Below are 25,912 nucleotides of genomic sequence, written 5' to 3'. Positions count from 1 at the left end.
CGTTCAGGAGGAGGGGGGGGCGGGCTCGGCCTCGGGCTCGGCCGCCGGGGCGGGGTGGTCGACGCCCTGGAGCCACGCCTCGGCTTCGGCGAAGACCTGGCGAATCTTGGTGTGGTAGAGGAGGCGGTTGATCTCCTCGAAGGTCCCCCAGTGGAACCAGTGGCCGTGGGGGTCCTCCACATGCTCCAGGGAGGGGGTGGGGAGGATCGGCTCGCGGACCTCGACGACGTAGTAGGTCACCGTCTTGACGACCTTGCGGCCGCGACGGATGTACGTGTACGACAGGCTCCGCTCGAAGCCGTCGCGGAAGCTCCAGTCCGAGAGGCTGGTCTCTTCCTGGAACTCCCGGCCGGCGGCCTGCCGGGGCGTCTCGCCGGCCTCGACGCCCCCCTTGGGGAATTCCCACTTGGCGCGCGGGTTCCGCACCGTCGCCGAGTGGAGGACGAGGAACGTATACGTCCCGTCCCCACCGCGATGGTAGGGGATGACTCCGGCGGATCGTTCGTGAAACGTGGTCATGACCGGCGGCGACCTGACTAGCGCGTGACATCGCCCTGACCGCCGGTCCCCCGGTTACGGCCCGAATCCTCGTCGCCACCGTCCTGCTCCTCACTCGGAGCCACGTAGCCGAGGATCGAGCCCGGGGTCACCGGGTCGTCTTCTCGGCCGCGAATCTCCACGAGGCGCCCGGTCGCGGGCGCGGCGACGTCGAAGGTCAGCGGGCCGGCCGATATCTCGACCAGCCGGTCCCCCTCCCACACGTCGTCACCCCTCCCGGCGTACCAGTGGCTGACGATGATCGGCATGTCCGGATCGGTCCCCAGCTCGGGCAGGATCACTGCCGCCAAACGCATGGCGAACCCCGTCACGTCGAATTTTAATATCGTCGGCCCCGAGTCGCGAGGCCGTCCCCTTGCGGAGTCGGCCGCACGCTCACTTCATCCTCTAGCTTATCTTTGCGTCAGCCCGTTGGCCAGACCGTTCCGTTCACAATTACAACCTTCGGCCGACCTCCGGTCCTTCATCTCGACTCGCCGCCGAGGGGCCGCGGGGGACGAAGTCGAAGACCCCGTAGGCGTCGCGGAGCCACGACTCTTTCGACGGGGCCGGGTCGACGACGAACGACCGGGAGGACCGGAGCGTCCAGTCCCGCCCCATCTCGGCCAGCCAGGACTGCACGGCCGGCTCGTCGGCCTCGTAGTCGCGGAAGAGCACCAGCCGAAGGGGGCGGTCTTCCGATTGCCGGCCCGGCTCCAGCCGGAAAGGCTGCTTGGCCCGGTGTCGTGTCGAGTAGAGCCGTTGGTGGAACAGGTAGACGGCCGACATCCCCGCCTCCCACGTATGCGGGTCGATCTCCAGCCCCAGGTCCGCCTTGGCACAGGCCAGGTCGGCGCCGCGCGCCTGCTCGGTCCAGAACGAGCGCGCGAACTCGCGGGTCCGGACGTCCTTGAAGACCCGGTAAGGCATGGCCAGGTCCTTGGCGATCAGGCCGACTCCCAGGAGGATCAGAGCCGTCAGCAGGAGCCGGGGGATCCGAGGGGCCAGCCCCGGCCGCCGGATCCGGCTCGCGAGCACCGCCATCCCCAGTCCGGCCGTCAGGCAGGCCGAGGGGGCGACGTACTGCATGATTCGCGCCTCGCCGCCGTAGGGATATCGCCCGAGGAAGGCGGCGACCAACCCCAGGCCGAACGGCGCCGCAAGCGCCGCCGCCAGGGTCCGCCGCCCGCTCCGCCACAGGGCCGCCGCCCCGGCGATCGCGCAGACCAGGGTCGCCGCGCTCCCGCCCCGGCGCTCGCCGACCGGATACGCCATCATGTTCCCTGCGTGCTGGTCGAGCAGCCAGACCGGGATCCAGGCCGGTCGATCGAGCGGCGGGAACGACTCGCGCCAGTAGCCGACCCGATAATGCTCCCCCATGGCCCGTTGCTGGGAGACCGTCGCCGCCAGGTAGATCGTCAGGAACGACGCCGACAACGCCAGCCCGTAGGCGAGGAAGCCCGCGCGGACCCGGTTGTTCCCCCTGAGCAGCGCCGCGGGGGCCGTCGCGGCGCAGACGCCGCCGGCCACGAAAACCGCCGGATACGACACGCCGAGAAGGACGGGCATCGCCGCCGCGCCGATCCACCACCATCGGCTCGATTCCGGCCTTCGGAGGTATTCGACCGCGAAGGTGAGGATCAGCAGCGCGGCCAGCAGGTCGGAGCCGTAGGGCTTGATCTCGTTGCCGTGGCGGATCGGGTAGAACGCACAGGCCAGGACGCCGGTCGCCAGGACGAGGCCCCAGCCCCGGACCACGCGCGAGGCCAGGTGGCGGAAGACGACCACGCTCGCGATGCTGCATAGCGTGGGGAACAGGCGTAGCGTCATTTCCGAGTAGCCCAGCCCGAGCACGAACAGCCGCTCGATCGCCAGGAACATCCAGGGGGCGACCTGGCCGTATTCCAGCGGCTTCGCGAGGTCGGCGAAGCTCCGATCCCAGAGGCTGGCCGCCAGGAACGCCTCGTCGTGCCAGATGGGATAGTCGACCAGATACCGGACCAGTCGGACCAGGACCCCGAGCGCGACTAGAATCCAACTCACGCGCTCGAACCAGCGGTCGTCCGCCTCCGCGCCATCGCCTCCGCCGATGCGAAAGGGGGTCAGCGGTGCTTCGAAGGGGAGGCGTCGAGCTTCCGTGCTCATCCTGGGAGGTCTCCGTTCATCGGTGCGAGTCGTCCGATCCGCGGGCGGAGCGGCGTGAACTCATAGATCCAGTAGGTCTCGACCACGGGCCTCGAATCGTCGCCGAACGTCGATCGGGTCGGCACCGGCCTGATCGAGCGCAGGTTGTATTCCGAGCGCATCCGGGCCAGCCACGACGCGACGTGAGGGGTCGAGGGGTCCTCGTCGAAGACGACGCAGCGGAGCGGACGGGCTTCGGACACCTCTTCGAATCGGGGGCCGCCGGCCTCGCGGCGCTGGGGCGAGTGCGCGGCCTGGTTGCAGAGATACCAGGCCCTCCGCCCTTGCCAGGAGCCCGGCCGATCGAGGTTGTAGTCGAGATGGGCGCAAGCCGCCACCGCATCCCGGCCGACCTCGGTCCAGAAGGTCCGGGCGAACTCGCGCGCCTCGCGGTCGTGGGGCATCCGGTACGGGTGGCGCCAACTCGCGATCTGCGGAGCCGCCGCGCAGGCGAGGAGCGCCGAGACGCCGGCGTAGGTCAGGCCGGTTCGAAGCCTCGGCCGGCGGACGGCGTCGAGGATCGAGCCGAAGCCGGCCCCGGCCAGGAGGCAGATCGCCGGGGCCGCATACTGGGCCAGCCGCGCCTCGGGGCCGAACGGATAACGGTGAAGGGCGGCGGCGATCAGGTTTAGGCCGATCGGGGCCGCCAGGGCGGCCGCCACGGCGGCCCGGCCTCGACGCCGGAGCGCCGCGGCGCCGGCCAGGCACGTCAGGAAGGTCGCCGCGCTCGCCCCTCGGGCACCCCCTCCGGGATAGGCGAAAACGCTCCCCGTCAGGGCCGAGAGCAGCCATCCGGGGAGGTTCGTCGGGGCGTCCAGCGGCGGGAAGCCGGCGGCCCAGTAGCGGCGGAGGCCGTCCATCGCCGCCGCCCCCTGGATCGAGCCGAAGCCGACGTGCAGCGCCAGGAAGAGGCCCCCGGTCATCACCCCGCAGCAGACGAACGCGGTCCGGTCCGCCCAGCGCCCCGTCTTCCAGACCGGCCACGCCAGGGCGAGCAGCAGCCCGCCCGCCGCGAAGAGCGCCGGGTTCGAAACCGCCAGGGCGGGGGGGAGCGCCATCAACAGGACCCAGAGACATCTCGAGCGGTCGCGTTCTGCCAGCCAGGCGGCCGCCGGCGCGAGCAGCACCAGCGCGGCGAGGAGGTCCGACGCGTACGGCTTGGCCTCGGCCGCGTGGCGGATCGGGTGGACGCTCACGGCGAAGATCCCCACGGCCGCCGCCAGCGACGTCCCGCGCAGGTGAAGCCGGGCGACGCGTTCGAAGAGGACCACGGAAGTCAGCCCGCAGAGCAGCGGGAAGAGCCGGAGCGACCACTCCGAGAAGCCCAGCCAGGAAGCCGCCGTCCGCTCGATCCAGAGGAAGAGCAGGGGGCAGATCTGGCCGTTCTCCAGCGGCTTCATCAGGTCGAGGTAGCCTCGCCGGATGAAATTCACCGCCAGGAAACATTCGTCCGACCAGAAGGGTAGACCCTGGGCGTAGCGGACGATGCGGGCGGCCAGGCCCAGGACGACGAAAGTCCCGACGGCCCGGCTCGCCAGCAGGCGGCCGACCGGGCCCAGCACCCGGGACGTCTCGCTCCGGGGCTCGTCGACGAGCCGGCGAAGGCGGGGCCGGGGCGGCCCGGCGTCTGCCGGGGGACGAGGGGCGTCGGTCTGTCGGGGGGACCTTTCCGGTTCCATCCGGCTCGGCTCGATTCGGCTCGTTCGATCGCGACGACGGCGCCCGCGGGACCCTCCCGGGGGCGTTCACCTCAAGCATGTATAGGGAATTACGATTTCGCACAAGGGCGTTTCCGGCTATCCTCCACTACGATCGTCCCGAGCCGGGGACCGCCGCGAAGTACCTGGGGAGTCATCGATGCTGCGTTCCGATCGGGTTCTGGCGGGGGCCTTCCTCGCGATCTTCGCCGCCCTCGCGGCGTCGCCCGCCGTCGCCTTCGACGAGGCCCCCGCGACCCTGGCCGTCGACCGCCTGGTCGGCCAACGGATGGCGGATTTCACCCTCCCAGACCTCCTCTCCCAGCGCGACTACCGCCTCTACGGCTTCGCGGGCAAGCCCGGCGCGGTCCTCGTCTTCCTGGGCACCGAGTGCCCGGTCGGCGACCTCTACCTCCCCCGCCTGGTCGAGTTGAACAAGGAATACGGCCCCAAGGGCATCGTCTTCCTCGGGATCAATTCCAACGCCGGCGACTCCGCCGAGTCGATCGCGGCCCACGCCCGCGAGTTCCACGTCGACTTCCCGATCCTGAAGGATCGCGACAACGTCGTGGCCGACTCCGCCCTGGCCGAGCGCACCCCCGAGGTCCTCGTGCTCGACGGCATGGCGCGGATCCGCTATCGGGGAGCGATCGACGACCAGTACGTCGTCGGCTCGCGGAAGCCGGCCCCCGAGCGCAACTACCTCCGCGAGGCGCTCGACGCCGTCGTCGCCAAGGGGCCGATCGAGGTCGCGGCCACGGAGGTCGCCGGCTGCCTGATCCAGAAGGCGGAGCCCAAGGCCGCGCAGAAGGCCAACGTCTCCCGCGTCCGGGCCCCGTCGGCCGAGATCCGCTCGGCGCGCGAGGCGATTGAGGGGAAGGTGGAAGAGGTCGGCCAGGTGACCTACGCCTCGGCCGCCGTCATCATCCAGGAGAAGTGCCAGTCCTGCCATCGCCCCAAGCAGGTGGCGCCGTTCTCGCTCCTCGGCTACGACGACGCCCGCAAGCATTCGGCGATGATCCGCGAAGTCGTCGACGTCCGCCGCATGCCCCCCTGGCACGCCGACCCCCGCCACGGCTCGTTCTCCAACGACCGCAGCCTCTCCGCCAAGGAGCGGGCCACGCTCCTGGCCTGGATCGACCAGGGGGCCCCGCTGGGCGACCCGAAGGACGTGCCGGCCCCGAAGACTTTCCCCGAGGGTTGGTCGATCGGCGAGCCCGACGTCGTCTTCGAGATCCCCGAGACCTACACCGTGCCGGCCCAGGGCGTGCTCGAATACGTCCGCTTTCGCGTCCCCACCAACTTCACCGAGGACGTCTGGATCCGTGGCGGCGAAGCCATGCCGGGCGACCGGTCGGTCGTCCACCACATCCTCATGTACGTCGACGACCATAAGAAGGAGCGTCGGCTGGGGTTGGGCGGCTCGCACCTCTGCGGCTACGCGCCGGGGGACATGCCGTCGGTCTTCCCGCCGGGGACCGCCAAGAAGATCCCCGCCGGCTCCGACCTGATCTTCGAGCTGCACTACACGCCCAACGGCCGGGTGCGGCAGGATCGTTCGAAGCTCGGCCTCTCGTTCGCCAAGGAGCCCGTCGTCCGCGAGGCGTTCACCCTGCCGATCGTCAACCCTCGCTTCGTGATCCCTCCCGGCGAGCCCGCCGTGCCGGTCTCCTCCTCGATGACCCTGCCGAAGGAGGTGCGGCTCCTCAGCTTCATGCCCCACATGCACGTCCGTGGCAAGGACTTCTCGTACACGATCACCAAGCCGGGGGGCGAGCCCGAGGTCGCGCTCTCGGTCCCGGCCTATGATTTCGGGTGGCAGAGCTACTACACCCTGAAGGAGCCGACGATCCTGCCGAAGGGGACCAAGATCGACTGCCTGGCCCACTTCGACAACTCGGCCGACAACCCCAGCAACCCCGACCCGACCAAGGCCGTGCGCTGGGGCGACCAGACGTTCGAGGAGATGATGATCGGCTACATTGACGTCGACGTCCCCGTCGGCGACTCGCTCGACCGCCGCACCTTCCGCGAAGAGCCGCGTCCCGGCGGCGGCCTCCTGCAGGCCCTCCTGGGTCGAGGCCCTCGGGCGAAGACCCCGGAGGCGAAGCCCACCCCGTGAGGAGACCGATGACGATGCGACGCCCCCTCCCCCCCCTCGTCCTCGCCGGCCTCTCCGTCCTGGTCGCCCTCGCGTCGCCGTCGCGCGGGGGCGAGGGCCGGGAGATCCCGCCGGCCTACGCCCCACTGGAGTATCTCGTAGGGAGTTGGAAGGGGCAGGGGGTGTCGCTCGACGATCCCACGCAGCGCGTCCGGGGGTGGACCGAGACCCACGCCTGGGCCTGGAGCTTCGTCGACGGCAAGCCGGCCGGGATGACCGTCAAGCTTGAGAAGAACAAGCAGATCAAGTCCGCGTCGCTCGGGTATGACGAAGCCCGCAAGAAGTACGTCCTCAAGGCGGACCCCGTCGCGTCGGGGGGCGGGACGATCGCTTTCGAGGGGACGCTCGACGGCTCGGGCAAGCTCCTGACGCTGGATCGGACCGGCGTCCCGGCCGGACGCCCGGCCGAGCGCCTGACGCTCCGCGCCAACAGCAATTACGTCCGCTACACCCTCGGCTTCGAGCGGCGGGCGTCCCGGGGCGGCACCTTCGCACGCTCCATGGAGGTCGGCCTGACGAAGGAGGGGGAGACGTTCGCCGCGGGCTCGGCGGCGACGGAGGCCCCGAAGTGCGTCGTGACCGGCGGCGCGGCGACCCAGACCGTCTCGTACGAGGGGCGGACCTTCCCCATCTGCTGCTCGGGCTGCCGCGACGAGTTCCTGGACGCTCCCGACAAGTACCTCAAGAAGCTGGCCGCCGCCCCCGCGCCGGACGCGAACGCGAATAAGAAGCCGAGCCCCCCCGCCCGGCGGCCTCGAGGCGACGACGACGCTTTCGCCGGCGACGTGGAGGAGCCGAAGGCGAAGCCCTGAGCCTCCCCCATGGCGCGGTCGGGTCAGCCTGCCTCGGCCTCGCGAGGGGCGATGCGGATGTCGAGGCCGACGCGGGTCGTCCAGATCTCCCAGTCATCTCGGTTCCAGCCGACGATGATGCCGGAGCCTTCCAGGCGGTCGAACATCTGCTCGACGTAGGCGGGGACGCGGTCCTCGTATTCGGCGGTGAGGTCGAGCTTGCGGTTGATGAGGTTGAAGATCCCCCGGATCGTCGACGGGCCTTTCTCGATGATCGCCGCCCGGCCCTCGGGCGAGGCGGGGTCGGGGCCTTCCAGGGTCAGGCCCATCGAGCGGAGCAGGCGGCCGAACTGGCCGAACCAAGTGTCGCCGAAGCCGAAGTACTCGCGGTGGATGATGTGGAGTTCGCCGCGCTTGACGACGGCCGCCTGGTAGACCGCCTCCAGGTAGTTCTCGCCGTAGTCGGTCTGGAAGGCGATGTTCACCGCCTTGGCCAGGTGCTGGAGCGCCCCGCGGACGCCGACCTTGCGGGGGTCGACGTCCAGGCCCATGTCGCGCAGTTCGCCGGCCCGGCGCGCCGTGACGAGGCCCCCTGGGCCGGGCGTCGCCGAGACCGCCATGCCGACGGGTGCGCTCTTCGTCGGGCCCGGTCGGCCCCCGCCCTGATCCGCCGCTGATTCCGCCATGTCCGGCCCCTCGATGAAGTGTCCCCGGCCGGCCCGGCCGCGGTTCGCCCATCATCCTATCCGGCGACGACCGCGCTCGATACGCCCGGCGGCTCAGATGTGCTCGTCGATCAAAAGAGGCATGCGCGGCGAGCGGGTCATGACCTGGTAATAATGCGTGGACGGGACGCAGACCATGTAGGCGACCGCGATCCCGCGCTCGTCCGGGACCAGGATGCCGCGGATGCCCTGGCGGATGCGGAACCAGACCCCGCGGTCGCAGCCGAGGGTGGCGGGGATCTCGACCCGGACGGCGCCGATATTCCGCCAGTAGCCCTGCTCGACGGTCGCCTGCCAGGTCCAGCCGGTCGCCGGCAGGAAGCGGCTCTGGCGACGGCCGTTCCCCCAGCGCACGACCTGGAGCCGGCCGTCGCGCCAGACCGGGATCCGGGGCCGGCGGTCGCGGTACAGGAAGCGGACCTCGCGTTCGCCCCCGCGCTCGTGGAGGCGGCGCTCCAGTCCGTGGCGCCCGATCATTTCCGTGGGCAGCTCGCTCCATGCCAGGGAGATTCCGACGCACACGGGGATGTACGACCGATCGGGAAAGGCTTCCGGGAAGGTGGGTTCAGAAACACATCTTGTCGCGGACGTCGCAGATGTCGTAGGCGTTGGCCGCGTCGGCGTAGATCGCCGGCAGGTAGAGGGTGGCGGCGCTCCGGACGGCGAACCGGCCGACCTTGCCGTTGATCCGCTCCTTGACCCGGGCGACGGCCTCGGCGCGGAGGCGACGGTCGGGCGGGTCGAAGTAGGCCAGGGCGGCCTGGCCGGGGGGGGCGAGGTCCTCGGCGATCAGGTGCATGTGCGTGGCCGTCGCCCCCCGCGCCCAGGCCTGGCGGAGGCAGGGGCGGGCCGCGTCCAGCAGGACGTCGAACCGATCGCTGGGGAGGGCCAGCGTCCGCTGCCCGACCGCGGAGTGGCCGGTCTTGTACAGGACGACGAGCTTCAACCGCCCCGCGGCGACCCGGTGGTACCGCAGCTCCTCGATCAGCCGCTCCACGTTCCGCACCAGCCAGGCGTAGAGGAGCGTCGGGTCGTCGGTCGCCTCGCCCAGGCTCCCCCCGCGCGAGAGGGTCTTGTGCGCCGGCCGCCGGCAGTTGATCGCCTGCACCGGGTCGCCGTTGATCTCCCACCAGAGCGCCTCGCCCGAGGCCGTCAAGAGGCGGCGCACCAGCGCCCGGTCGGCCCGCGCCAGGTGGAGGCAGGTGGTGATACCCCAGGCCGACAGACGCTCCGCCCGACGGCCGGCGATCCCGGTGATCTCGGTCACCGGCAGGTCGGCCAGCAGCCGCTCCTCGCCGGCCGCGTCGAGCACGGCGCGGGCGCCGTGCGGCTTGGACGCGTCCGAGATCAGCTTGGCCAGCGTCCGCGACCGCGCGATCCCCACCGTCACCGGAACGCCGACGCATTCCTGGATGCGATCCCGGAGCGACCTCGCCAGGCCCTCGAACGTCTCGCCCCGCCCCACCTCGGCCCGGAAGAAGAACTCGTCGATCGAGTAGTACTCCACCCTCCGCGAGGCGTCGCGCATCAGGTCGAGCATCATCCGGCTCAGGACCTCGTACCACCGGAAGTCGCGCTTGATGTAGATCCCCTCCGGGCACTTCACCATCGCCTCCCAGATCGGCTCGCCCGTCTTCACTCCCAGGCCCTTCATCTCGTAGCTCTTGGCGATGACGCACGCCCCCTGGTTCCCCAGCACGCCCACCGGCTTGTCGTTCAGGAACGCGTCCCGCACCCGCTCCGCGGACACGTAGAAACAGTCCGCGTCGAGGTGGCCGATCGCCGTCTCTCGCCCTTCCTTGCTCATGGACAAAACCATAGTTTGCACGTTTGAACAGGTCAAGCGGGAAAGCCCCCCACAAGCCGCGAAACGAGGGCGACCGCCGCCCGGGGATGCGGGTCGCGACGGATGGGGCGAGTCTGCGGCCGTCGGCGGCCTCGCGACTCGCCGCCCGGCGCGGGTTATCATGGGCGAGCGTCGGCGGCCTCCCGCCTTCGACCTTCCGAACCGGCGGGGGCCTTCGAGTCAGGAGGAACGGCCATGACGAATCGATCCGGGATCGGCGGCTTCCGGCGGGCGTTCGTGATCGGGGCGGCGTTCGCGGGCCTGCTTGCGGCCCCGAGGGCCCGGGCCGAGGAGCCCGCCCCGAGGCCGGAGGAATCCCCCAACGCCCGCGCCCGACGCTGGTTCGAGGACGCCAAGTTCGGGCTGTTCGTCCACTGGGGCGTCTATTCGCTCCTGGGCAAGGGCGAATGGGTCATGAACAACGACAAGATCCCCCTCGCCGAGTACCGCAAGCTCCCCCCCCAGTTCAACCCGGTCAAGTTCGACGCCGAGGAGTGGGTGAAGCTCGCCAAGTCGGCCGGCGCTCGCTACATCACGGTCACCACGAAGCACCACGACGGCTTCTGCATGTACGACAGCAAGCTGACCGACTACGACGTGGTGGACGGCACGCCCTACGCCAGGGATCCGATCAAGGCGCTGGCCGACGCCTGCCGCAAGAATCGGATCAAGCTGTTTTTCTACTACTCGCTGCTCGACTGGCATCACCCCGACTATTTCCCCCTGGGCAAGACCGGCCACGACGCGGGCCGCGAGAAGAAGGGCGACTGGTCGAGGTACGTCGCCTATTACCAGGGGCAGGTGCGCGAATTGTGCACCAACTACGGGGAGATCGGCGGCCTCTGGTTCGACGGCTGGTGGGACGCCCCCGAGGCCGCCTGGGACCTGGAAGGGACGTATAAGCTCATCCACGAACTCCAGCCCGGCGCGCTGGTGGGCAACAACCACCACGTCGCGCCGTTCCCGGGCGAGGACTTCCAGATGTTCGAGCAGGACCTCCCCGGCGAGAACTCGGCCGGCTTCAACAAGGCCGAGGCCGCGACGGCCCTGCCGCTGGAAACCTGCCTGACCATGAACGACTCGTGGGGGTACAATTCCAGGGACGTCCACTTCAAGACGCCCGAACAGGTCGTCCGGGCCCTCGCGGGGGCGGCCGGCCGGGGGGCGAACCTGCTGCTCAACGTCGGGCCGAAGCCCGACGGGACCATCGGGCCGGAGTTCGCCGGCCCGCTGCTGGAGGTGGGGCGCTGGCTCGAAGGCCACGGCAAGGCGATTTACGGCACCCGCAAGGGGCCGATCGCCCCGCAACCCTGGGGCGTGACCACGGCCCGGGACGCGTCGGAGGGCCAGGTGCCGACGATCTACCTGCACGTCCTCCGATCCGACGCGAAGGACCTGACGCTCCCCGAGGCCCTGGCGACTTCCGTCGTCCTCCCGCTGGGAGGGATGACCCCGCTGATGACGACCGCCGCGGAAGACGGCGTGAAGCTGACGATCCCGGAAGACGCCCGCGATCCGTTCGACACGATCCTCACGGTGACGGTGCCGATGCCGATGCCGGTCGAGTGACGACGACGAGGCCGAACCGCGCCCGAGGAGTCCGACCATGGCGAACGCTCCCGAGTGGGCCGACGACGACGAAGCCGGGACCGGCGGCGAGCCCGAGGGCCGAAGTCCCGACCGGGTGAGCCTCGTCCTGGCCGTCGTGACGGTCGCCTTGGTGGCGGCGACGGCCTGGCTCCGGTTCGGCCCGGGGCTGTTCCCGACGCCCGTCCGGGTCGGCGAGCCGATGCCGCCGACGCGGCTCGCCGACCTGCACGAGCCGGGCTCGCGGCTCCTGCTGGGCGTGCAGGGGGAGGTGCTCTGGCTGGTCTTCCTGCCGACCGAGTCGGCCGAGGCGTCTCCCGTGCTGCCGGCCCTGGAGGCGGTGTGGAAGCGGCTCGGGCCCGACCGTCGGTTCGGCATGGCGGTCGCGGCCGTCGACCGGGCTGGACCCGTCCGCGCCCGGGCGGCGCTGGAGGCCTACAAGGGGAAGCTCCCGCTCTACCTGGCCGGGGCGGACGCCCCGGAAAGGTTCGGGATCGAGACGAAGGGGGACCCCTGGCACTTCCTGATCGACCCCCACGGCCGCGTCGCGGCGCTGGCGAGGGGCTCCGGCGGCGAGACGGTCGATCGCCTCGCGAAGATGGCCGACGACTGGCTTCGCGCCCTGGCCCCGGCGACCGACGCGCGGTTCCACCTGACGGCCGCCGGGCCCGCCGCGACGCCCGCGCGGGGGGATAAGAATCTTGTCGGCGGCCCCCCCCGAAGTTAACGTGGACGGGCGAGAAAGACCTCGCCCCGAGCTTCGGTGAACGCACCGAGGGAGGACGGCCCCCGCTCTCCAGGGGCCCGCCCGCGAGCGCCCCGACCCGCCGTCGCGGGGACGCGCCCGGCGGCCGTCCGATTCATCCATCCCGAACGCTTATTTGAAGATCCAGCCAGACTGGACGGAGTCCTGAATGTCCGCCTCCCCGAGCCCCGCCCCCGCCACCCCCAAGTCGACGGGACGCACCATCAAGCGCGTGGCGATCCTCTTCGCCGGCGGGCCCGCGCCGGCCGCCAACGCCGTCATCTCCACCTGCGCCGCCTCGTTCCTCAACCACGGGGTCGAGGTCGTCGGCGTCATGAACGGCTACTCCCACCTGGTCGAGTTCGGCCCCGACCACCCGATGCAGGAGGGTCGCGACTACATCCTGCTGACGCCCAAGAGGCTCCGCCGCACCCGCAACACCCGCGGCATCATGCTGGGCACCGCCCGGACCAACCCCGGCAAGGACGTCTCCCACCCCGACCACCTGAAGGACGCCAAGCGGACGACCCTGCTGCGGACCGTGCACGAGGCGCTGACCTCGCTGGGCGTCGACGCCCTGGTCTCCATCGGCGGCGACGACACGCTGAAGACGGCCAACAAGTTCCGGCTCTTCCAGCAGACGCTGCCGGACGACGCCAAGCGGATCTCGGTCGTCCACGTCCCCAAGACGATCGACAACGACTACCGCGGCATCGACTTCACCTTCGGCTACTTCACGGCCGTCGAGACCCTGGCCGAGGAGATCCGGAACCTCCTGGCCGACGGCGAGGCCACCCGCGGCTACTTCATCGCCGAGTGCATGGGCCGGAGCGCCGGCTGGCTCGCCTACGGGGCCGCCATCGCCAGCGAGGCCAGCCTCGTGATGAGCGTCGAGGACATGGTCGGCGACCTCATGACCGAGGAGACCGTCACCGACCCCAAGACGGGCGTGTCGACCGTCCGCAAGATCATGAACATCGACACCTTCGTTGGGAAGATCGTCGACCTGATGATCGACCGCGAGGAGGTCGGCAAGGAGTACGGCGTCGTCGTCCTGGCCGAGGGCATCGCCTCGTACCTGCCGAGCGCCAACCTCGAAGGCGCCAAGTTCGACGAGCACGGCCACCTGTCGCTGGCGGCCACCAACATGGCCCGGCTGATCAACAACCTGGTCGAGAAGGCGTACACCAAGCGGACCGGCAAGAAACGGCGGATCACCCCCGTCCAGCTCGGCTACGAGTCCCGCTGCGCCCTGCCGCACGCCTTCGACGTCATGCTCGGCAGCCAGCTCGGCGTCGGCGCCGTCCGCGCCCTGGTCGAGAACCAGTACGACGGCGTCATGATCTCCACCGCCGGCCAGCTCGAACTCAACTTCGTCCCGTTCGAGAACCTGATCGACCCCGAGACCCTCGTCACCGTCGTCCGCTTCATCGAGCAGGGCTCCGACTTCCAGAAGCTCGCCCGCCTGCTGGAATCCTCGCAGAACTCCTGAGCGAGGACGCCCCGAGGACGAACCCACCGGCCGCGTTTCCCCTCCCGGAAGCGCGGCCGGTTTCGATTCAACTTCTGCGTCAGACCACCGCCCCCCCGCGTCTCAGCAGGGCGACGGCCTCGTCCCGACCTTCCTTCAAGGCCAGGGCCAGCGGAGTGCGGCCCTCAGAGGCAGGGCGATTCGGATCGTCGCCGCGCGACAAGAGCAACTCCATCGCGTCGATATGTCCACCCTTCGCGGCCAGCGCGAGCGGTGAGACGTCATCGTGATCGTGAGAGAAAGCGGCCCCGCGATCGAGCGCCATCCGGAGGACCGCGACGTTGCCTTCCTCCGCCGCGAAGGCCGCCAGGCGGGGTCCACACCAACGCTTGATATGATCGACGTGTCCGTCGTCTTTTGCCAGCTCTTTCAATTTCTCGTCGAGCAGACTCTCGAACAAGATCAGGTCGCCCTCATTCAGGGCGTCGAACATCCGGATCTTGGCTCCTCTCGCGGTCAGCAGATCATACAAGGGCCGATCGCCCCTGACGCTCGCATGAGACAGGGCGCTCAGGCCGTATGTGTCGACGACGTCGATGTCCGCGCCGTAATCCAGGAGCCGCCGGACGAGTTCCAGGTGGCCCTGCTTCGCGGCCGTCGTCAGGGGACGTTCCCAGATGTCACTCTCCTCATCGGCGTCGGCACCCCGGTCCAGGAACAGGTCGACCATCGCGAGGTCGCCACGGAGGCAGGCGACTTGGATCATCGTCCCGTGATACGTCCACCCCTTTCCCGTGTCGACGTCGGCCCCCGCATCGAGCAACGTACAGGCGAGTTCGACGTCGCCCGACCAGACCGCGTCCGGGAGCGTCTGGCGTCGGCCCCCGGCCGCGATCAGGAGCGGCAGCATCTCGCCGTGTCCGCTCCACGCGGCGACTATCGCGTCGGTCGTCGCCGAGTAACCTTCTCTGTTCGCCACATTCGGGTCCGCGCCCCGGTCCAGCAAGAGACGGACGACGTCGATTCGGCCCCATCGTACGGCTCTCCTCAACGCCGTGTGGGCGGCTCCGTCCTCCCAGTTGACGTCGATCCCCTGCTCGAGGAATGCGGCGACTGCGGCGACGTCGCCAAGACGGGCGGCTTCGATCCACTGGTTATACCGGTACTCGCCATACTCCATAACTCATCCTCGTATTGGGCCCCGTCGACCGGCAGGGATCATCCGATGGGTGCCGCCGGTCCCTGGTCCTGGTCCGAACTCTCGACAGGCGATTTCAACCCTGTCTGGACGAGTAGAGGTAGGGCTTCTCCAAATCCCGAAGGCGGATGTCGGCGACATCGTCGTCGATCTCGATCCGCATCCGCCAGCCGCCGTGCGGCGCGGAGAGGACGAGTTCGCTGGCACCCGGCACCTCCCAGTGGTCCGGTCCGAGGTAGATGTTCTCGACCCAGAGTTCCCGCGTCAGGGTCGCAGGATCGTCGATATCCCAGCGAAGGTCGGCGACCGGGGCGATCGTGAAGCGACTCTTCGCGATGTAGAGTTCCGAGCTGGCGGGGCGTCGGACGAGGCCGAGTTCCCAGCAGTCGCGATCGAAATCGACGCGGAGCGTCTGGCCGCGACGGACGACCGACGCCGCGGTGAAGCGCGCGTCGTGGAGATAGCCCGACAGGTAGTGCACCTCGTGCTTGTAGTTCCCGTCGGGACGCGAGCGGAAGCGAAGCGGCTTCACCTCCTCACGCCGGAAATGCTCGGTGAAGTCGGGGAGCTTCATTCGCAACGTCCGTCGTCCTGTTCGAGCTTCGGGCGAAAGCGGCGGGGCCCGGTCGACGAGTCGGCATCGACCGGGCTCCCCGCCTCAACCTTTCACCGCCCACTTCGCCATCTCGGTGAGGGTCGGGGTCTTGCCTTGCATCAACAGGCCCGTCCGGAAGATCCGGCCGCCGGCCCAGACGCAGAAGAGGGCGGTGGCGGTCGCCAGGACGACGCCGAGGATCACCTGCCAGGCGGGCGGGGCGGGCTGCATCGCCATCCGCATCAGCATGAGGAACGGCGTCGCCGGCGGGAAGAGGGACATGCCGACGGACATGGGGCTCGCGGGGTTCTTGAGCACCGCCGTCCAGGTGAAGACGGGGAGCATCGAGAGCACCATCACCGGCCACATCAGCGACTGCGCGTCCTTCAGGTCGTTGCACGCCGCGCCGATGGCCATGTAGAGCGAGCCGTATAGCAAGACGGCGAGGAAGAGGAAGCCGACCAAAGCCGCCAGCAGGCCGGGCGAGATCACGTCGCCGTAGCCGTGGTAGACCGCCACGCCGTAGCCGGCGCCCAGGTAGAGGCTGGCCAGGAGCATCGCCACGCCCGCGTTCCCCAGAAGTTTGCCCATCATCAGGTCGAACGGGGAGACCGAGCCGAGCAGGACCTCGCTGATCCGGCTCATCTTCTCCTCGATCACGCTGTTCAGGAGCTGCGGCCCGCTCGTCATCACGACCAGGAACACGGTGAACAGGAGGACCGCCGGGAGCGCCATCGTCCGGACCGGGTCAACCTTGCGCACCGCGCCGGCGTCGTTGCGCTCGGCGAGCTGGAGGTTCTCGGTCGCGACCGGCCGGCTCAGGCGCTCGGCCACCGCCTGGTCGATCCCCGCCGTGCGGAACCGACGCGCCCGCACCTCGGCGTTGACCGTCTCCGTCACCCATCGCCGGAGGAGGTCGTCGTTGGGGTTGTTGGAGTGGTACTGGATCTTCGGAGCGGCCTCGGGGCCTTCGCCGCCGGGGACGATCTCGACGTAGGCGTCCAGCTCCCCCTTGCGGACCCGATCCGAGAGCGCGAGCGCCCGAGCGGCCGCGTCTGCCTCGGCGGTCGGCACCGGCTCCAGCAGGAACCGAGGCAGCGAGGCCTTGCCGCCGGCGGCGTCGAGCTGGGAGTTGTAGCCCTCGACGGCCTTCGCGATCGTCGGGGCGAACGCCTGGGCGTCGTCGATCACGACGAACCGTCGCGGCTTCGTGTCGACCTGCGACCCCATGAAAACTTGGAGAAGGACAGACCCTCCCATGATGAGCGGGAGCGCCAGCAGGCTGATCAGGAACGATTTGGTGCGGACCGACGAGGAGAACTCCGCGCCCGCGACCACCCCGATCTTGTGAAGGTCAAGCGGCATGGATCGGCGCCTCCAGGCTGGATTCCTCTTGGGGGTCGGCGATGCGGACGAAGACGTCGTGCAGCGAGGGCCGCGTGATCTCGAACCGGGTGATCCGGGTGCGGTCGATCAAGGTCCGCAGGAGGTCCTGGGGATCGCCCTGGAAGCGGACCTCCTGGAAGTTGCCCCGGTCGTGGACCTCGTGGATCCCGCCGAGGCCGTCGAAGGCGTCGAGGCCGGCGTCGGACGCGACGCGGATCGTGTCGAAGCCGTAGCGCGCCTGGATCTCGTCGAGGGTCCCGTCGAGAACCTTCTGCCCCTTGTAGATCATGAAGATCCGGTCGCAGAGCCGCTCGGCGACGGCCATGTCGTGGGTCGAGAAGACCACCGTGGTCCCCGCCTTGCGAAGCTCCAGCACCGCGTCGGTCAGCACCTCGGCGTTGACCGGGTCGAGCCCGGAGAACGGCTCGTCGAGGATCAGCAACTCGGGCCGGTTCAGGACCGACGCGATGAACTGGATCTTCTGCGCCATGCCCTTCGACAGCGCGTCGACGCGCTTGTCGATCCATTCGGGAAGACGCATGACTTCCAGCCAATGGACGATGTCGCGATCCAGGTCGGGCTGGCGGGCGCCCTTCAGGGAGCCGAAGTAGCGGAGCAGTCGGCGGACGGTCATCCGCTTGTAGAGGCCTCGCTCCTCGGGGAGGTAGCTGACTCGGTCGTGGGCCGCGCGGGTGTCGCGGACGCCCAGGACCTCGATCTCCCCCTCGTCGGGGAGGATGATGTGCATGATCATCCGCAGGGTGGTGGTCTTGCCCGACCCGTTGGGGCCGATGAAGCCGTAGAGCGAGCCCCGCGGCACGGTCAGGTCGAGGCGGTCGACCGCCGTGACGCTCCCGAATCGCTTGGTGGCCCCTCGGATCGCAATCGCCGCTGTCATGAGGTCTCCACTCTGTTTCGAGGCAGGGGATCTCGGCCGCGAGTCGCGGGCGGCCCGACGTCAGGAGAGGGTTCGTCGGATCCTCGCGAGTATTGCGGGCCGGCGGCCGGCCGTCGCGAACGTCCATTGTGCCACCCGCCCGGGGACTTTAGTCTATGGGGGACTGTACGAATCGATCCGAGAAGCGTCTCCGTCGCGCGTCGGCCGCGGAGCATGTAGGAGTCTCCCGAGGCATGTCTTCCCCCGCCAACCTGAAGCAGCCCGTCAGCGCCGTCGACGACCCGATGGATAAGACGTGCATCGATACGATCCGCACGCTCGCGATGGACGCCGTCCAGAAGGCCAACTCGGGCCATCCCGGCACTCCGATGGCCCTCGCGCCCGTGGCCTATCTCCTCTGGCAGAAGCACCTGCGCTACGATCCGTCCGACCCGGTCTGGCCCAACCGCGACCGCTTCGTCCTGTCGGCGGGCCACGCCTCGATGCTTCTCTACTCGCTCCTCCACCTGGCCGAAGTCCAGGCCGTGGACGAGAAGTACGAGACGCTCGGCAGGCCCTCGGTCTCGCTCGACGACATCAAGAACTTCCGCCAGCACGAAAGCTCGACCCCCGGACATCCCGAGTACCGCCTGACCTCGGGCGTCGAGACGACCACCGGCCCGCTCGGCCAGGGCGTGGCGAACTCCGTCGGCATGGCGATCGCCCAGCGCTGGCTGGGGGCTCGCTACAATCAGCCCGGGTTCGAGGACCTGATCGACTTCAACGTGTACGCCATCTGCTCGGACGGCGACATGATGGAGGGGATCTCCCACGAGGCCGCCTCGATCGCCGGCCACCTGAAGCTCTCGAATCTCTGCTGGATCTACGACGACAACCGGATCACCATCGAGGGGAGCACCGAGCTCACCTACGGCGACGACGCCGCCGAGCGGTTCATGGCCTACGGCTGGAACGTCGTCCGCGTCGGCGACGCCAACGACCTGCAGCTTCTGGAGCGGGCCTACGACGCCTTCCTCCACTGCAACGACCGGCCGACGCTGATCATCGTCGACAGCCACATCGCCTGGGGGTCGCCCAACAAGCAGGACACCAGCGGGGCCCACGGCGAGCCCTTGGGCGACGACGAGATCCGCCTCACCAAGAAGTTCTACGGCTGGCCCGAGGACGCCAAGTTCCTCGTCCCCGACGGCGTCTACGAGCACTTCCGCAGCGGCATGGGCACCCGCGGCAAGGAGCTTCGCGACGCCTGGTTCCGGAAGATCGACGCCTACAAGGCGAAGCATCCCGAGCTGGCCGACGAGCTTTCCCGGATCCAGCACCGCCAGCTCCCCGACGGCTGGGACAAGGACCTCCCCACGTTCACGGCCGACCCCAAGGGCGTCGCCTCGCGGGAGTCGTCGGGCAAGGTGCTCAACGCCGTCGCCAAGAATCTGCCCTGGCTCATGGGAGGCGCGGCCGACCTCGCGCCGTCGACCAAGACGCTGATCAAGGACGCCAGCTCGTTCGAGGCCGGGAACTACGGCGGCCGGAACTTCCACTTCGGCATCCGCGAGCACGCCATGGGGGCGATCCTCAACGGCATGTCGACGGTCAAGGTCCGCCCTTACGGCTCCGGCTTCCTGATCTTCAGCGACTACGGGCGGGCCCCGATCCGCCTGGCCGCGATCATGGAACTCCCCGTCATCTACGTCTTCACGCACGACTCGATCGGCGTGGGCGAGGACGGGCCGACGCACCAGCCCATCGAGCAGCTGCCGTCGCTCCGCGCGATCCCGGGCCTGGTCGTCGTCCGCCCCTGTGACGCCAACGAGGTAGTCGAGGCCTGGCGGACGATCATCCCGTTCCGCAACAAGCCGGTCGCCCTGGTGATGACGCGCCAGGCGATCCCCACGCTCGACCGCGAGAAGTACGCGCCGGCCTCCGGGCTCGCCAGGGGGGCTTACGTCCTGGCCGACGCGGCCGACGGCAAGCCCGACGTGATCCTGATCGGCACCGGCAGCGAGGTCTCGCTCTGCGTCGGGGCCTTCGAGAAGCTCAAGGCCGAAGGGGTCAAGGCCCGGGTCGTCAGCATGCCGAGCTGGGAGCTGTTCGAGGAGCAGGACGAGGCCTACCAGGACGAGGTCCTGCCCCCCGACGTGGACGCCCGCGTCTCGGTCGAGCAGGCGTCGACCTTCGGCTGGGCGAAGTACGTCGGCCGCAAGGGCGCGACGATCGGCATGAAGTCGTTCGGGGCCTCGGCCCCGCTGAAGGACCTCCTGACGCAGTTCGGCTTCACGGTCGACCGGGTCTACGAGGCCGCCAGGGAACAGCTCGCGAAGAACGGCCGCTGACGACTGCGACGGCGCGACGGCGGGGGCCGAGATGGACGTCTTCTACACGGATCAGTTCGCGCTCCCGCTCCCCGCGACCCACTCGTTCCCGGCCGCGAAGTACGCCCTGCTGCGGCGTCGGATCCTCGACGAGGGGATCGTGTCGCCGGAGCGGATGCACGTCCCCGCCGCGTGCTCACGCGAAGAGATCCTGCGGGTCCACGACCCCGCCTATTACGAGCGGGTCGTGGAGGGCCGGCTGTCGGAGTCGGAGGTCCGCGAGATGGGCCTACCCTGGTCGCAAGAGTTGGTCGAGCGTTCGCTCCGTTCGTGCGGGGCGACGGTCGAGGCGGCCCGCTCCGTGCTGGGGGAGCTCGCGCGATGGGACGCCCGGCCAGACGGCCTCTGCGTCGCCTTCAACCTGGCCGGGGGCACCCACCACGCCTTCCGCGACCACGGGGCGGGCTACTGCGTCTTCAACGACGCGGCCGTCGCCGCCCGAGCCATGCAGGCCGAGCGCCTGTGCCGTCGCGTCCTCGTGATCGACTGCGACGTCCACCAGGGGGACGGCACCGCGTCGATCTTCGCCGACGACCCGGAGGTGTACACGTTCTCCATCCACGGCGCGCGGAACTATCCGCTCCGCAAGCAGAGGAGCCGGCTCGACGTCGAGCTTGAGGACGGGACCGGAGACGACGCCTATCTCGCCGCCCTCGAACCGGCGCTGGAGACGGCGATCGAGGTATCCGAGGCCGAGCTGGCCATCTATCTGGCGGGTTCCGACCCTTACGCCGGCGATCGCCTGGGCCGGATGAAGCTCAGTCGCGAGGGCCTGGCCGCGCGCGACCGCCTGGTCTTCGAGGCCTGCCGCGAGGCCGGCCTGCCGGTGGCGACGGCCATGGCCGGGGGCTACGCCCGGGACATCAACGACACGGTGGCGATCCAGTCCGAGACGGTCCGGATCGCTGCGTCGATGTCCGGTCGCAGCGCCCCCGGCCCCACGTCGATCAGGGACGGCTCATCCGGCCGATGAACAGGCACGCGCCCGTGTTCGTGTCGCGGATGAGGTAGAGGAACGGCCGGTCGGCTCGGAAGACGATCTCCCGCGAAGGCGCGACTGCCGCGCTCCGGACGCCGACGACCGCGGTCGCGGCGGCGGCCTCGGTCCCCGTCTCCTCCACCTCCACGAACGCCTTGTGAACGACGGCCGACAGGTAGACGCCCCGGTCGCCGGTGATCCCGGAGAAATCGGCCCGGGCCGGGTCGAAGGCCGCCGGCATCCCGAGCTTCGAGAGCGCCTCCTTCAAATCGAACTCGGCCGTCGATCGGAAGCGAGGGAGACTCAGCTTGACGCGGCCGGGACGCACCCCCGCGCCCCACGCCGCGATCTTTTCGGCGGTGAGGGACGCCTCCAGCTCGGCCAGGCCGTCGGGCTTGCGCGGCAGCACGACCAGCATCGCCAGCGACCCGTCCTTGTAGGGGAGCGACGCCGCCTGCACCTCGTCGTCCTCATAGTAGGGAAGTCGGGGCGCGGTCTGATTCATCATCTTCACGGGGACGGGGCCGCTCGAAGCCTGGAAGGTCTCGTCGGTCGTCGCCTCGGCTCGGAACGGGAAGGTCCAGAGGCCCTTGAAGTAGATGGCGCTCGTGAGGATGAACGAGGTCCCGGGCCGGACGTGCTCGGGCTTGAGCAGGTCGCGGATCTTGTCGCGGGTTTGATCGGCGACCCACTGGTTGATCGTCTCGCGGGCGGCGTCGGGCGAGCGGGCGAAGTCGACCCGGTGGGGCTTGGCGTGATAAGACCGTTCGAGGCGGTCGACGAACCCGGGCAGGATCTCCTCCCGCTCGTCGAACCAGCCGGCGTTGGCGGTCCAGAGGCCGGGCGATTTGCCGTCGTCCTCGCCGCCGGGGGCGGGCTGGATCGCCCCTCGCACCGAGTCGACCAGGGTGCCGAGCCCGTCGTGCGCGGCCTCGCCGAGGCCGTCGAGGTGGAGCGTCCGGGCGATCTGCTCGGCCGTCTCGCCCTTCGCCCCGGCGGCGGTCATCTCGACGGCCGTGGCGACGTTCAGAGGCGAGGCGAAGACGTTTACGCCGCCGATCGCGACCGCCTTGTAGAGGTCGACGGTGAACCGCGAGACGGCCGCGACGACGTCTTCAGACGGGGGGGCCGCCGGCTTCGCCTCGACCCCCGCGGCCGTACCCCCGACGCCCATCACGGCGGCGGCCGCGGCCGCCAGCCCTCGGTGAATTCTCGACATGTTGATCCTCGCTGACGACTCGACTCGGAACCGTAACAGGAGATCGGGAAGGGCCGCCGTCGGGCGACACGAGTCGCCCGGGGGGCGTTGCGTTCCCTCTCATGCAGGATGACGATCGAGTGGCGAGGATTTCCAGGATCTCGCGTGGGTCGGCCGCGGAATTCCCGGGCCGATCAGCGATTCGAGCCGTGTCGCCCGCCCCGGCCGCGGTGGGGGCCCGAAGGTCGGGCCGTCCCGACCTCGGTGGAACGCCCGGCGTCGGCCGCGCCCTCGCCGCTGACGCGGGTCACCATGTAGGTGCCGCTTTTGGGGTTGCGCTCGATGTCCACCAGCTCCAGGTTGTCGGCGTCTTCCAGCAGGTGGGTGAAGCTGCGGTAGCCGAAATAGCTCTCGTCGAACGAGGGCATCTTCCGCTTCATCGTGTCCTTGATCATCGAGGCGTAGAGGACCTCGTGATTCTCGCGACGGAGGGCCGAGCAGGCCTCGACCAGCAGGCTGAAGACCTCGCGCTGCTTCTCGTTCAGGTTGGCCGGGAGGTAGGCGTTCAGGTCGATCGCGAGCTGCTGCTCGTTCTGCTCCTGACGCTCGAGGTCCTCGTAGTAGATGAACTCGTCGCAGTTGTCGCGGAGCAGCTCCGAGGTCGACCCCTTCATCCCCAGGCCGATGACGTGCTTGCCGTTCTCCTTGAGCTTGGAGACCAGCGGCGAGAAGTCCGAGTCGCCCGAGACGATCACGAATGTGTCGACGTGGGGCTTGCTCCAGGCCAGGTCCATGGCGTCGACGACCAGGCGGATGTCGGCCGAGTTCTTGCCCGTCTGCGAACGCTTGGGGATCTCGATCAGCTCGATCGCCGACTCGTGGAACGGGGCCGTGTAGTTGGGGTACCGGCTCCAATCGGCGTACGACTTCTTGACGATCAGCTTGCCCTTCTCGACCAGCCGTTCGAGCACCTTCTGCACGTCGAACTTGACCTTGCGCTGGCTCTGGAACCCCATCGCCAGGTTTTCCAGGTCGATGAAGACGGCCAGGTTGCGCTCTCGTTCATGCTCGGTTTTAGACATGGATGACGACGCTCGCGAGCTTCGACGATGGGGATCGGAACCGGCGGGCTTCACGCGACCCCTCCGGCCCCACCGGCCGCTCGAGAACCGTCCCACCCGCGTAGACCGGCTCATGTTACGGCAAATCTGCCTCCGCCTCAACCCGACGCCGGCAAACCGGGGGGTCCTCGTCGCGGCCCGCATCGACCCCTCCTGGTCGCCGTGGCCACGATCGGCATGACCGGACGCCCTCGCTCCGTCAGCATAAGAAGAGACTCTGTCGGTCGTAGGGACTAGGTTGTGGTCAAGCGACCATTCGGCGCGTATGTTGCTAAGTCTGCGAGTTCTGGGAAATCTGACGATCCTGCGAGGTTCGAGATTTCGGGAGTCATCGGGGACCTGGAGGGGTGCCCTGGCCTACGCGGCGGCGAAGGGACTCGCTCATCCTCCATTTCGCATCGGGAGACGACAGCATGAGAACCGATCGAGCCTTGTTCCGACGCGCGTGCGCGGCGGGACTGATCCTGGGGCTGGCCTCGGCCCACGCGGCGAAGGCCGACGACGGGCCGAACGCTTCGGCCCAGGGCCCCGCCCCGGTCGCCACCGCGACCACGACGGTCCTGACCCCGCAGTCCCAGGTCACCTACGAGACCGTCTACGACGTCCAGTGCGTCCAGGTGCCGGTCACGACCAATGAGACCCGGTACAAGACCGAGTACCGCACCGAGACGGTCCCCGTCACGCGGACCATCTGCGAGACCGTCCCGGTCACGACGAATGAGACCCGGTACAAGACCGAGTACCGCACCGAGACCGTCCCCGTCACCCGGACGGTGGTGGAGAGCGTCCCGGTCACGACCAACCAGACCCAGTATCGCACCGAGTATCGAACCGAGACGGTGCCCGTCACCCGCACGGTGGTGGAGAGCGTCCCGGTCACGACCAACCAGACACAGTACAAGACGGAGTACCGCACCGAGACCGTCCCGGTCACGCGCACGGTGACCGAGAACATCCCGGTGACGGTCAATCAGACTCAGTACAAGATCGAGTACCGCACGCGGACCGTCCCGGTCGTGCGCACGGTGGCCGAGGTCGTGGACGTGCAGCAGACCTATACGGTCAGCATCCCGAAGCAGCAGACCGTCAACCAGACCGTGACCAAGACCGTCTACAACCCGGTCACGACGATGCAGGCTCGGCAGGAATTCGTGACCGTGATGAAGCCGGTCACGAAGACGATCCTCCAGCCCCAGACCAAAACGGTCATGACGTCGCGGGTCGAGACCAGCTACGTCGACCAGACCTACACCGAGAACGTCCCGGTGACGGTCAACCGCCAGGTCGTCGAGGAGCAGGGGGGCTATGAGTGCCGGACCGTCCCGGTCTACACCTCGTCCCCGGCCGTCGACCCCTGCGGCAACGCGGTCGGGGCGGCGATCGGAGGGGGGCACGGCTGCGGGCACAAGTGCGGCCATCGCCTGAGCCTCGGCGGGGGCTGCGGCCACTGCGGCGGCCGAGGGTCCGCGGGCCTGTTCGCCGGCGCCCTCGCCTCGCCCGTCGCGATCTCCGGCGACTGCCGGGTCGCCTACACCACCGAGCACGTCTACGTTTCCAAGCCGGTCGTCCGGCTGATCCCGGAGACGACCTACGTCGCCCAGACCCGCACCAGGTCCGTCCCGGTCCAGAACGTCGTCCAGGTCCCCACCACGGCGACCGAAATGGTCCCCGTCAGCGTCACCGAGAACGCGCCGACGCAGGAAGTCCGCACGACCCAGGTCCCGGTGACCACCATGCAGGCCTCCCAGGTCAGCGAGACGGTGCCGGTCACGACGACCGTCTACACGACCGAGCAGCGCACCCAGACCGTCCCCACCACCCGCTACAAGCAGGTCACCGAGGAGACGACGCAGCAGTACGCCGTCAGGGTCCCGGTCACCGTCCCCGTGACGGTGTACCAGCAGCAGTCGAAGCAAGTGACGGAGAACGTCACCCGGCAGGTCGCGACGCAGGTGCCGTTCACCGTCCCAGTGACGACCTATCAGCAGCAGACGAAGCAGGTCACCGAGAACGTCACCCGGCAGTTCGCGACTCAGGTCCCGTTCACCGTGCCGGTGACGACGTATCAGCAGCAGTCGAAGCAGGTGACCGAGAACGTCACCCGCCAGGTCGCGACGCAGGTCCCTTACACGGTCCCCGTGACGACCTACACGACCCAGCAGAAGCAAGTGACCGAGAACGTCACCCGCCAGGTCTGCGTCCCGGTCCCCTACACGGTCCCGGTTACGACCTACACGATGCAGCAGCAGCACGTCGCCCGACAGGTTCCGGTGACCCGTCAGGTCCTCGTCCCGACGACCGCCCCGGCTCCCGTCCCGGTGCCGGCTCCGGCGCCGGCCGCGAGCCCATCCCCGCAGGCCTCGCGGGAGTCCGAGAAGACCGTGCGTTGAGTTCCGACGCCCGGTGGTCGTTTCGATATCTCGG

The 25,912-nt window shown here is 69.2% G+C and carries 21 protein-coding genes; 8 read left to right on the top strand and 13 right to left on the bottom strand.

Annotated elements, in window-relative coordinates; all coding sequences use genetic code 11:
* Positions 1–3: 3 nt before the first annotated feature.
* From G6O68_RS03180 to G6O68_RS03165, 4 genes are all read right to left on the bottom strand, one after another.
* Positions 4–519, bottom strand: coding sequence for an NUDIX domain-containing protein (locus G6O68_RS03180; RefSeq protein ID WP_165244755.1), 516 nt, complete (start codon positions 517–519; stop codon positions 4–6).
* Between the two features lie 17 nt (positions 520–536).
* Positions 537–869, bottom strand: coding sequence for a biotin/lipoyl-containing protein (locus G6O68_RS03175; protein WP_240911018.1), 333 nt, complete (start codon positions 867–869; stop codon positions 537–539).
* Between the two features lie 124 nt (positions 870–993).
* A complete protein-coding gene (locus G6O68_RS03170) occupies positions 994–2,682 on the bottom strand; it encodes a hypothetical protein (RefSeq protein ID WP_165244753.1) in 1,689 nt (562 codons plus the stop codon).
* Complete coding sequence (locus tag G6O68_RS03165) at positions 2,679–4,283, bottom strand: hypothetical protein (RefSeq protein ID WP_165244751.1); 1,605 nt, start codon at positions 4,281–4,283, stop codon at positions 2,679–2,681. Before G6O68_RS03165 ends, G6O68_RS03170 begins: the two co-directional genes overlap by 4 nt.
* 295 nt (positions 4,284–4,578) lie before the next feature.
* On the opposite strand from G6O68_RS03165, the gene G6O68_RS03160 reads away from it, so the two are divergent.
* The gene (locus G6O68_RS03160) at positions 4,579–6,540 is read left to right on the top strand and encodes a redoxin domain-containing protein (protein ID WP_240911017.1); all 1,962 of its coding nucleotides are present in this window, start codon (positions 4,579–4,581) and stop codon (positions 6,538–6,540) included.
* Between the two features lie 14 nt (positions 6,541–6,554).
* Positions 6,555–7,391: a YHS domain-containing protein gene (locus G6O68_RS03155; RefSeq protein WP_165244749.1), complete on the top strand. Its 837-nt coding sequence runs from the start codon at positions 6,555–6,557 to the stop codon at positions 7,389–7,391.
* Between the two features lie 23 nt (positions 7,392–7,414).
* Here G6O68_RS03155 and G6O68_RS03150 read toward each other — a convergent pair whose 3' ends face one another.
* The 3 genes from G6O68_RS03150 to G6O68_RS03140 all read right to left on the bottom strand — a co-directional run bounded on the left by G6O68_RS03150 (position 7,415) and on the right by G6O68_RS03140 (position 9,902).
* Positions 7,415–8,056 (bottom strand): hypothetical protein, encoded by a 642-nt coding sequence (locus G6O68_RS03150; RefSeq protein WP_165244747.1) that lies wholly within the window; start codon positions 8,054–8,056, stop codon positions 7,415–7,417.
* Positions 8,057–8,149: 93 nt separating this feature from the next.
* Positions 8,150–8,572, bottom strand: coding sequence for a hypothetical protein (locus tag G6O68_RS03145; RefSeq protein WP_240911016.1), 423 nt, complete (start codon positions 8,570–8,572; stop codon positions 8,150–8,152).
* An 88-nt stretch (positions 8,573–8,660) separates the two neighbouring features.
* Complete coding sequence (locus G6O68_RS03140) at positions 8,661–9,902, bottom strand: DNA polymerase Y family protein (protein ID WP_165244743.1); 1,242 nt, start codon at positions 9,900–9,902, stop codon at positions 8,661–8,663.
* A 234-nt stretch (positions 9,903–10,136) separates the two neighbouring features.
* Here G6O68_RS03140 and G6O68_RS03135 point away from each other — a divergent pair, with 234 nt between their 5' ends.
* The 3 genes from G6O68_RS03135 (at position 10,137) to G6O68_RS03125 (ending at position 13,765) form a co-directional block, all read left to right on the top strand.
* Positions 10,137–11,510, top strand: a complete 1,374-nt coding sequence (locus tag G6O68_RS03135) for an alpha-L-fucosidase (RefSeq protein WP_165244741.1) — start codon at positions 10,137–10,139, stop codon at positions 11,508–11,510.
* A 37-nt stretch (positions 11,511–11,547) separates the two neighbouring features.
* Positions 11,548–12,255: a hypothetical protein gene (locus G6O68_RS03130; protein WP_165244739.1), complete on the top strand. Its 708-nt coding sequence runs from the start codon at positions 11,548–11,550 to the stop codon at positions 12,253–12,255.
* Between the two features lie 187 nt (positions 12,256–12,442).
* Positions 12,443–13,765, top strand: coding sequence for a 6-phosphofructokinase (locus tag G6O68_RS03125; RefSeq protein WP_165244737.1), 1,323 nt, complete (start codon positions 12,443–12,445; stop codon positions 13,763–13,765).
* 79 nt (positions 13,766–13,844) lie between these two features.
* Here the strand turns inward: G6O68_RS03125 and G6O68_RS03120 are convergent, their stop codons facing one another.
* From G6O68_RS03120 to G6O68_RS03105, 4 genes are all read right to left on the bottom strand, one after another.
* Positions 13,845–14,924, bottom strand: a complete 1,080-nt coding sequence (locus G6O68_RS03120; RefSeq protein WP_165244735.1) for an ankyrin repeat domain-containing protein — start codon at positions 14,922–14,924, stop codon at positions 13,845–13,847.
* A 94-nt stretch (positions 14,925–15,018) separates the two neighbouring features.
* The gene (locus tag G6O68_RS03115; protein WP_165244733.1) at positions 15,019–15,516 is read right to left on the bottom strand and encodes a hypothetical protein; all 498 of its coding nucleotides are present in this window, start codon (positions 15,514–15,516) and stop codon (positions 15,019–15,021) included.
* Between the two features lie 84 nt (positions 15,517–15,600).
* The gene (locus tag G6O68_RS03110; protein WP_165244731.1) at positions 15,601–16,902 is read right to left on the bottom strand and encodes an ABC transporter permease; all 1,302 of its coding nucleotides are present in this window, start codon (positions 16,900–16,902) and stop codon (positions 15,601–15,603) included.
* On the bottom strand, positions 16,892–17,821 hold the full coding sequence (locus G6O68_RS03105) for an ABC transporter ATP-binding protein (protein WP_165244729.1): 930 nt from the start codon (positions 17,819–17,821) through the stop codon (positions 16,892–16,894). Before G6O68_RS03105 ends, G6O68_RS03110 begins: the two co-directional genes overlap by 11 nt.
* Positions 17,822–18,054: 233 nt before the next feature.
* On the opposite strand from G6O68_RS03105, the gene tkt reads away from it, so the two are divergent.
* Positions 18,055–20,151, top strand: coding sequence for a transketolase (gene tkt / locus G6O68_RS03100; protein WP_165244727.1), 2,097 nt, complete (start codon positions 18,055–18,057; stop codon positions 20,149–20,151).
* Between the two features lie 31 nt (positions 20,152–20,182).
* Positions 20,183–21,163, top strand: coding sequence for a histone deacetylase family protein (locus G6O68_RS03095; protein ID WP_165244725.1), 981 nt, complete (start codon positions 20,183–20,185; stop codon positions 21,161–21,163).
* Here the strand turns inward: G6O68_RS03095 and G6O68_RS03090 are convergent.
* Entirely contained in the window at positions 21,138–22,388 is a 1,251-nt protein-coding gene (locus G6O68_RS03090) for a serpin family protein (protein ID WP_165244723.1), read from the bottom strand. The two genes, G6O68_RS03095 and G6O68_RS03090, sit on opposite strands and share 26 nt — an antisense overlap.
* A 173-nt stretch (positions 22,389–22,561) precedes the next feature.
* A complete protein-coding gene (locus G6O68_RS03085; RefSeq protein WP_165244721.1) occupies positions 22,562–23,449 on the bottom strand; it encodes an NYN domain-containing protein in 888 nt (295 codons plus the stop codon).
* A gap of 452 nt (positions 23,450–23,901) precedes the next feature.
* Here G6O68_RS03085 and G6O68_RS03080 point away from each other — a divergent pair, with 452 nt between their 5' ends.
* The gene (locus G6O68_RS03080; RefSeq protein WP_165244719.1) at positions 23,902–25,878 is read left to right on the top strand and encodes a hypothetical protein; all 1,977 of its coding nucleotides are present in this window, start codon (positions 23,902–23,904) and stop codon (positions 25,876–25,878) included.
* Positions 25,879–25,912: the final 34 nt, after the last annotated feature.

It is taken from the genome of Paludisphaera soli (assembly GCF_011064595.1).
Lineage (GTDB): Bacteria > Planctomycetota > Planctomycetia > Isosphaerales > Isosphaeraceae > Paludisphaera > Paludisphaera soli.
The sequence above is the reverse complement of the archived record's forward strand: the minus strand, read 5'-3'. Positions and strand labels throughout refer to the sequence as shown.

Bases quoted from the DNA above. Each gene is read 5' to 3' on its own strand.
- G6O68_RS03180 (WP_165244755.1), bottom strand. From the start codon at position 519: ATGACCACGTTTCACGAACGATCCGCCGGAGTCATCCCCTACCATCGC.
- G6O68_RS03170 (WP_165244753.1), bottom strand. From the start codon at position 2,682: ATGAGCACGGAAGCTCGACGCCTCCCCTTCGAAGCACCGCTGACCCCC.
- G6O68_RS03160 (WP_240911017.1), top strand. From the start codon at position 4,579: ATGCTGCGTTCCGATCGGGTTCTGGCGGGGGCCTTCCTCGCGATCTTC.
- G6O68_RS03155 (WP_165244749.1), top strand. From the start codon at position 6,555: ATGCGACGCCCCCTCCCCCCCCTCGTCCTCGCCGGCCTCTCCGTCCTG.
- G6O68_RS03150 (WP_165244747.1), bottom strand. From the start codon at position 8,056: ATGGCGGAATCAGCGGCGGATCAGGGCGGGGGCCGACCGGGCCCGACG.
- G6O68_RS03145 (WP_240911016.1), bottom strand. From the start codon at position 8,572: ATGATCGGGCGCCACGGACTGGAGCGCCGCCTCCACGAGCGCGGGGGC.
- G6O68_RS03140 (WP_165244743.1), bottom strand. From the start codon at position 9,902: ATGAGCAAGGAAGGGCGAGAGACGGCGATCGGCCACCTCGACGCGGAC.
- G6O68_RS03135 (WP_165244741.1), top strand. From the start codon at position 10,137: ATGACGAATCGATCCGGGATCGGCGGCTTCCGGCGGGCGTTCGTGATC.
- G6O68_RS03130 (WP_165244739.1), top strand. From the start codon at position 11,548: ATGGCGAACGCTCCCGAGTGGGCCGACGACGACGAAGCCGGGACCGGC.
- G6O68_RS03125 (WP_165244737.1), top strand. From the start codon at position 12,443: ATGTCCGCCTCCCCGAGCCCCGCCCCCGCCACCCCCAAGTCGACGGGA.
- G6O68_RS03120 (WP_165244735.1), bottom strand. From the start codon at position 14,924: ATGGAGTATGGCGAGTACCGGTATAACCAGTGGATCGAAGCCGCCCGT.
- G6O68_RS03115 (WP_165244733.1), bottom strand. From the start codon at position 15,516: ATGAAGCTCCCCGACTTCACCGAGCATTTCCGGCGTGAGGAGGTGAAG.
- G6O68_RS03110 (WP_165244731.1), bottom strand. From the start codon at position 16,902: ATGCCGCTTGACCTTCACAAGATCGGGGTGGTCGCGGGCGCGGAGTTC.
- G6O68_RS03105 (WP_165244729.1), bottom strand. From the start codon at position 17,821: ATGACAGCGGCGATTGCGATCCGAGGGGCCACCAAGCGATTCGGGAGC.
- tkt (WP_165244727.1), top strand. From the start codon at position 18,055: ATGTCTTCCCCCGCCAACCTGAAGCAGCCCGTCAGCGCCGTCGACGAC.
- G6O68_RS03095 (WP_165244725.1), top strand. From the start codon at position 20,183: ATGGACGTCTTCTACACGGATCAGTTCGCGCTCCCGCTCCCCGCGACC.
- G6O68_RS03090 (WP_165244723.1), bottom strand. From the start codon at position 22,388: ATGTCGAGAATTCACCGAGGGCTGGCGGCCGCGGCCGCCGCCGTGATG.
- G6O68_RS03085 (WP_165244721.1), bottom strand. From the start codon at position 23,449: ATGTCTAAAACCGAGCATGAACGAGAGCGCAACCTGGCCGTCTTCATC.
- G6O68_RS03080 (WP_165244719.1), top strand. From the start codon at position 23,902: ATGAGAACCGATCGAGCCTTGTTCCGACGCGCGTGCGCGGCGGGACTG.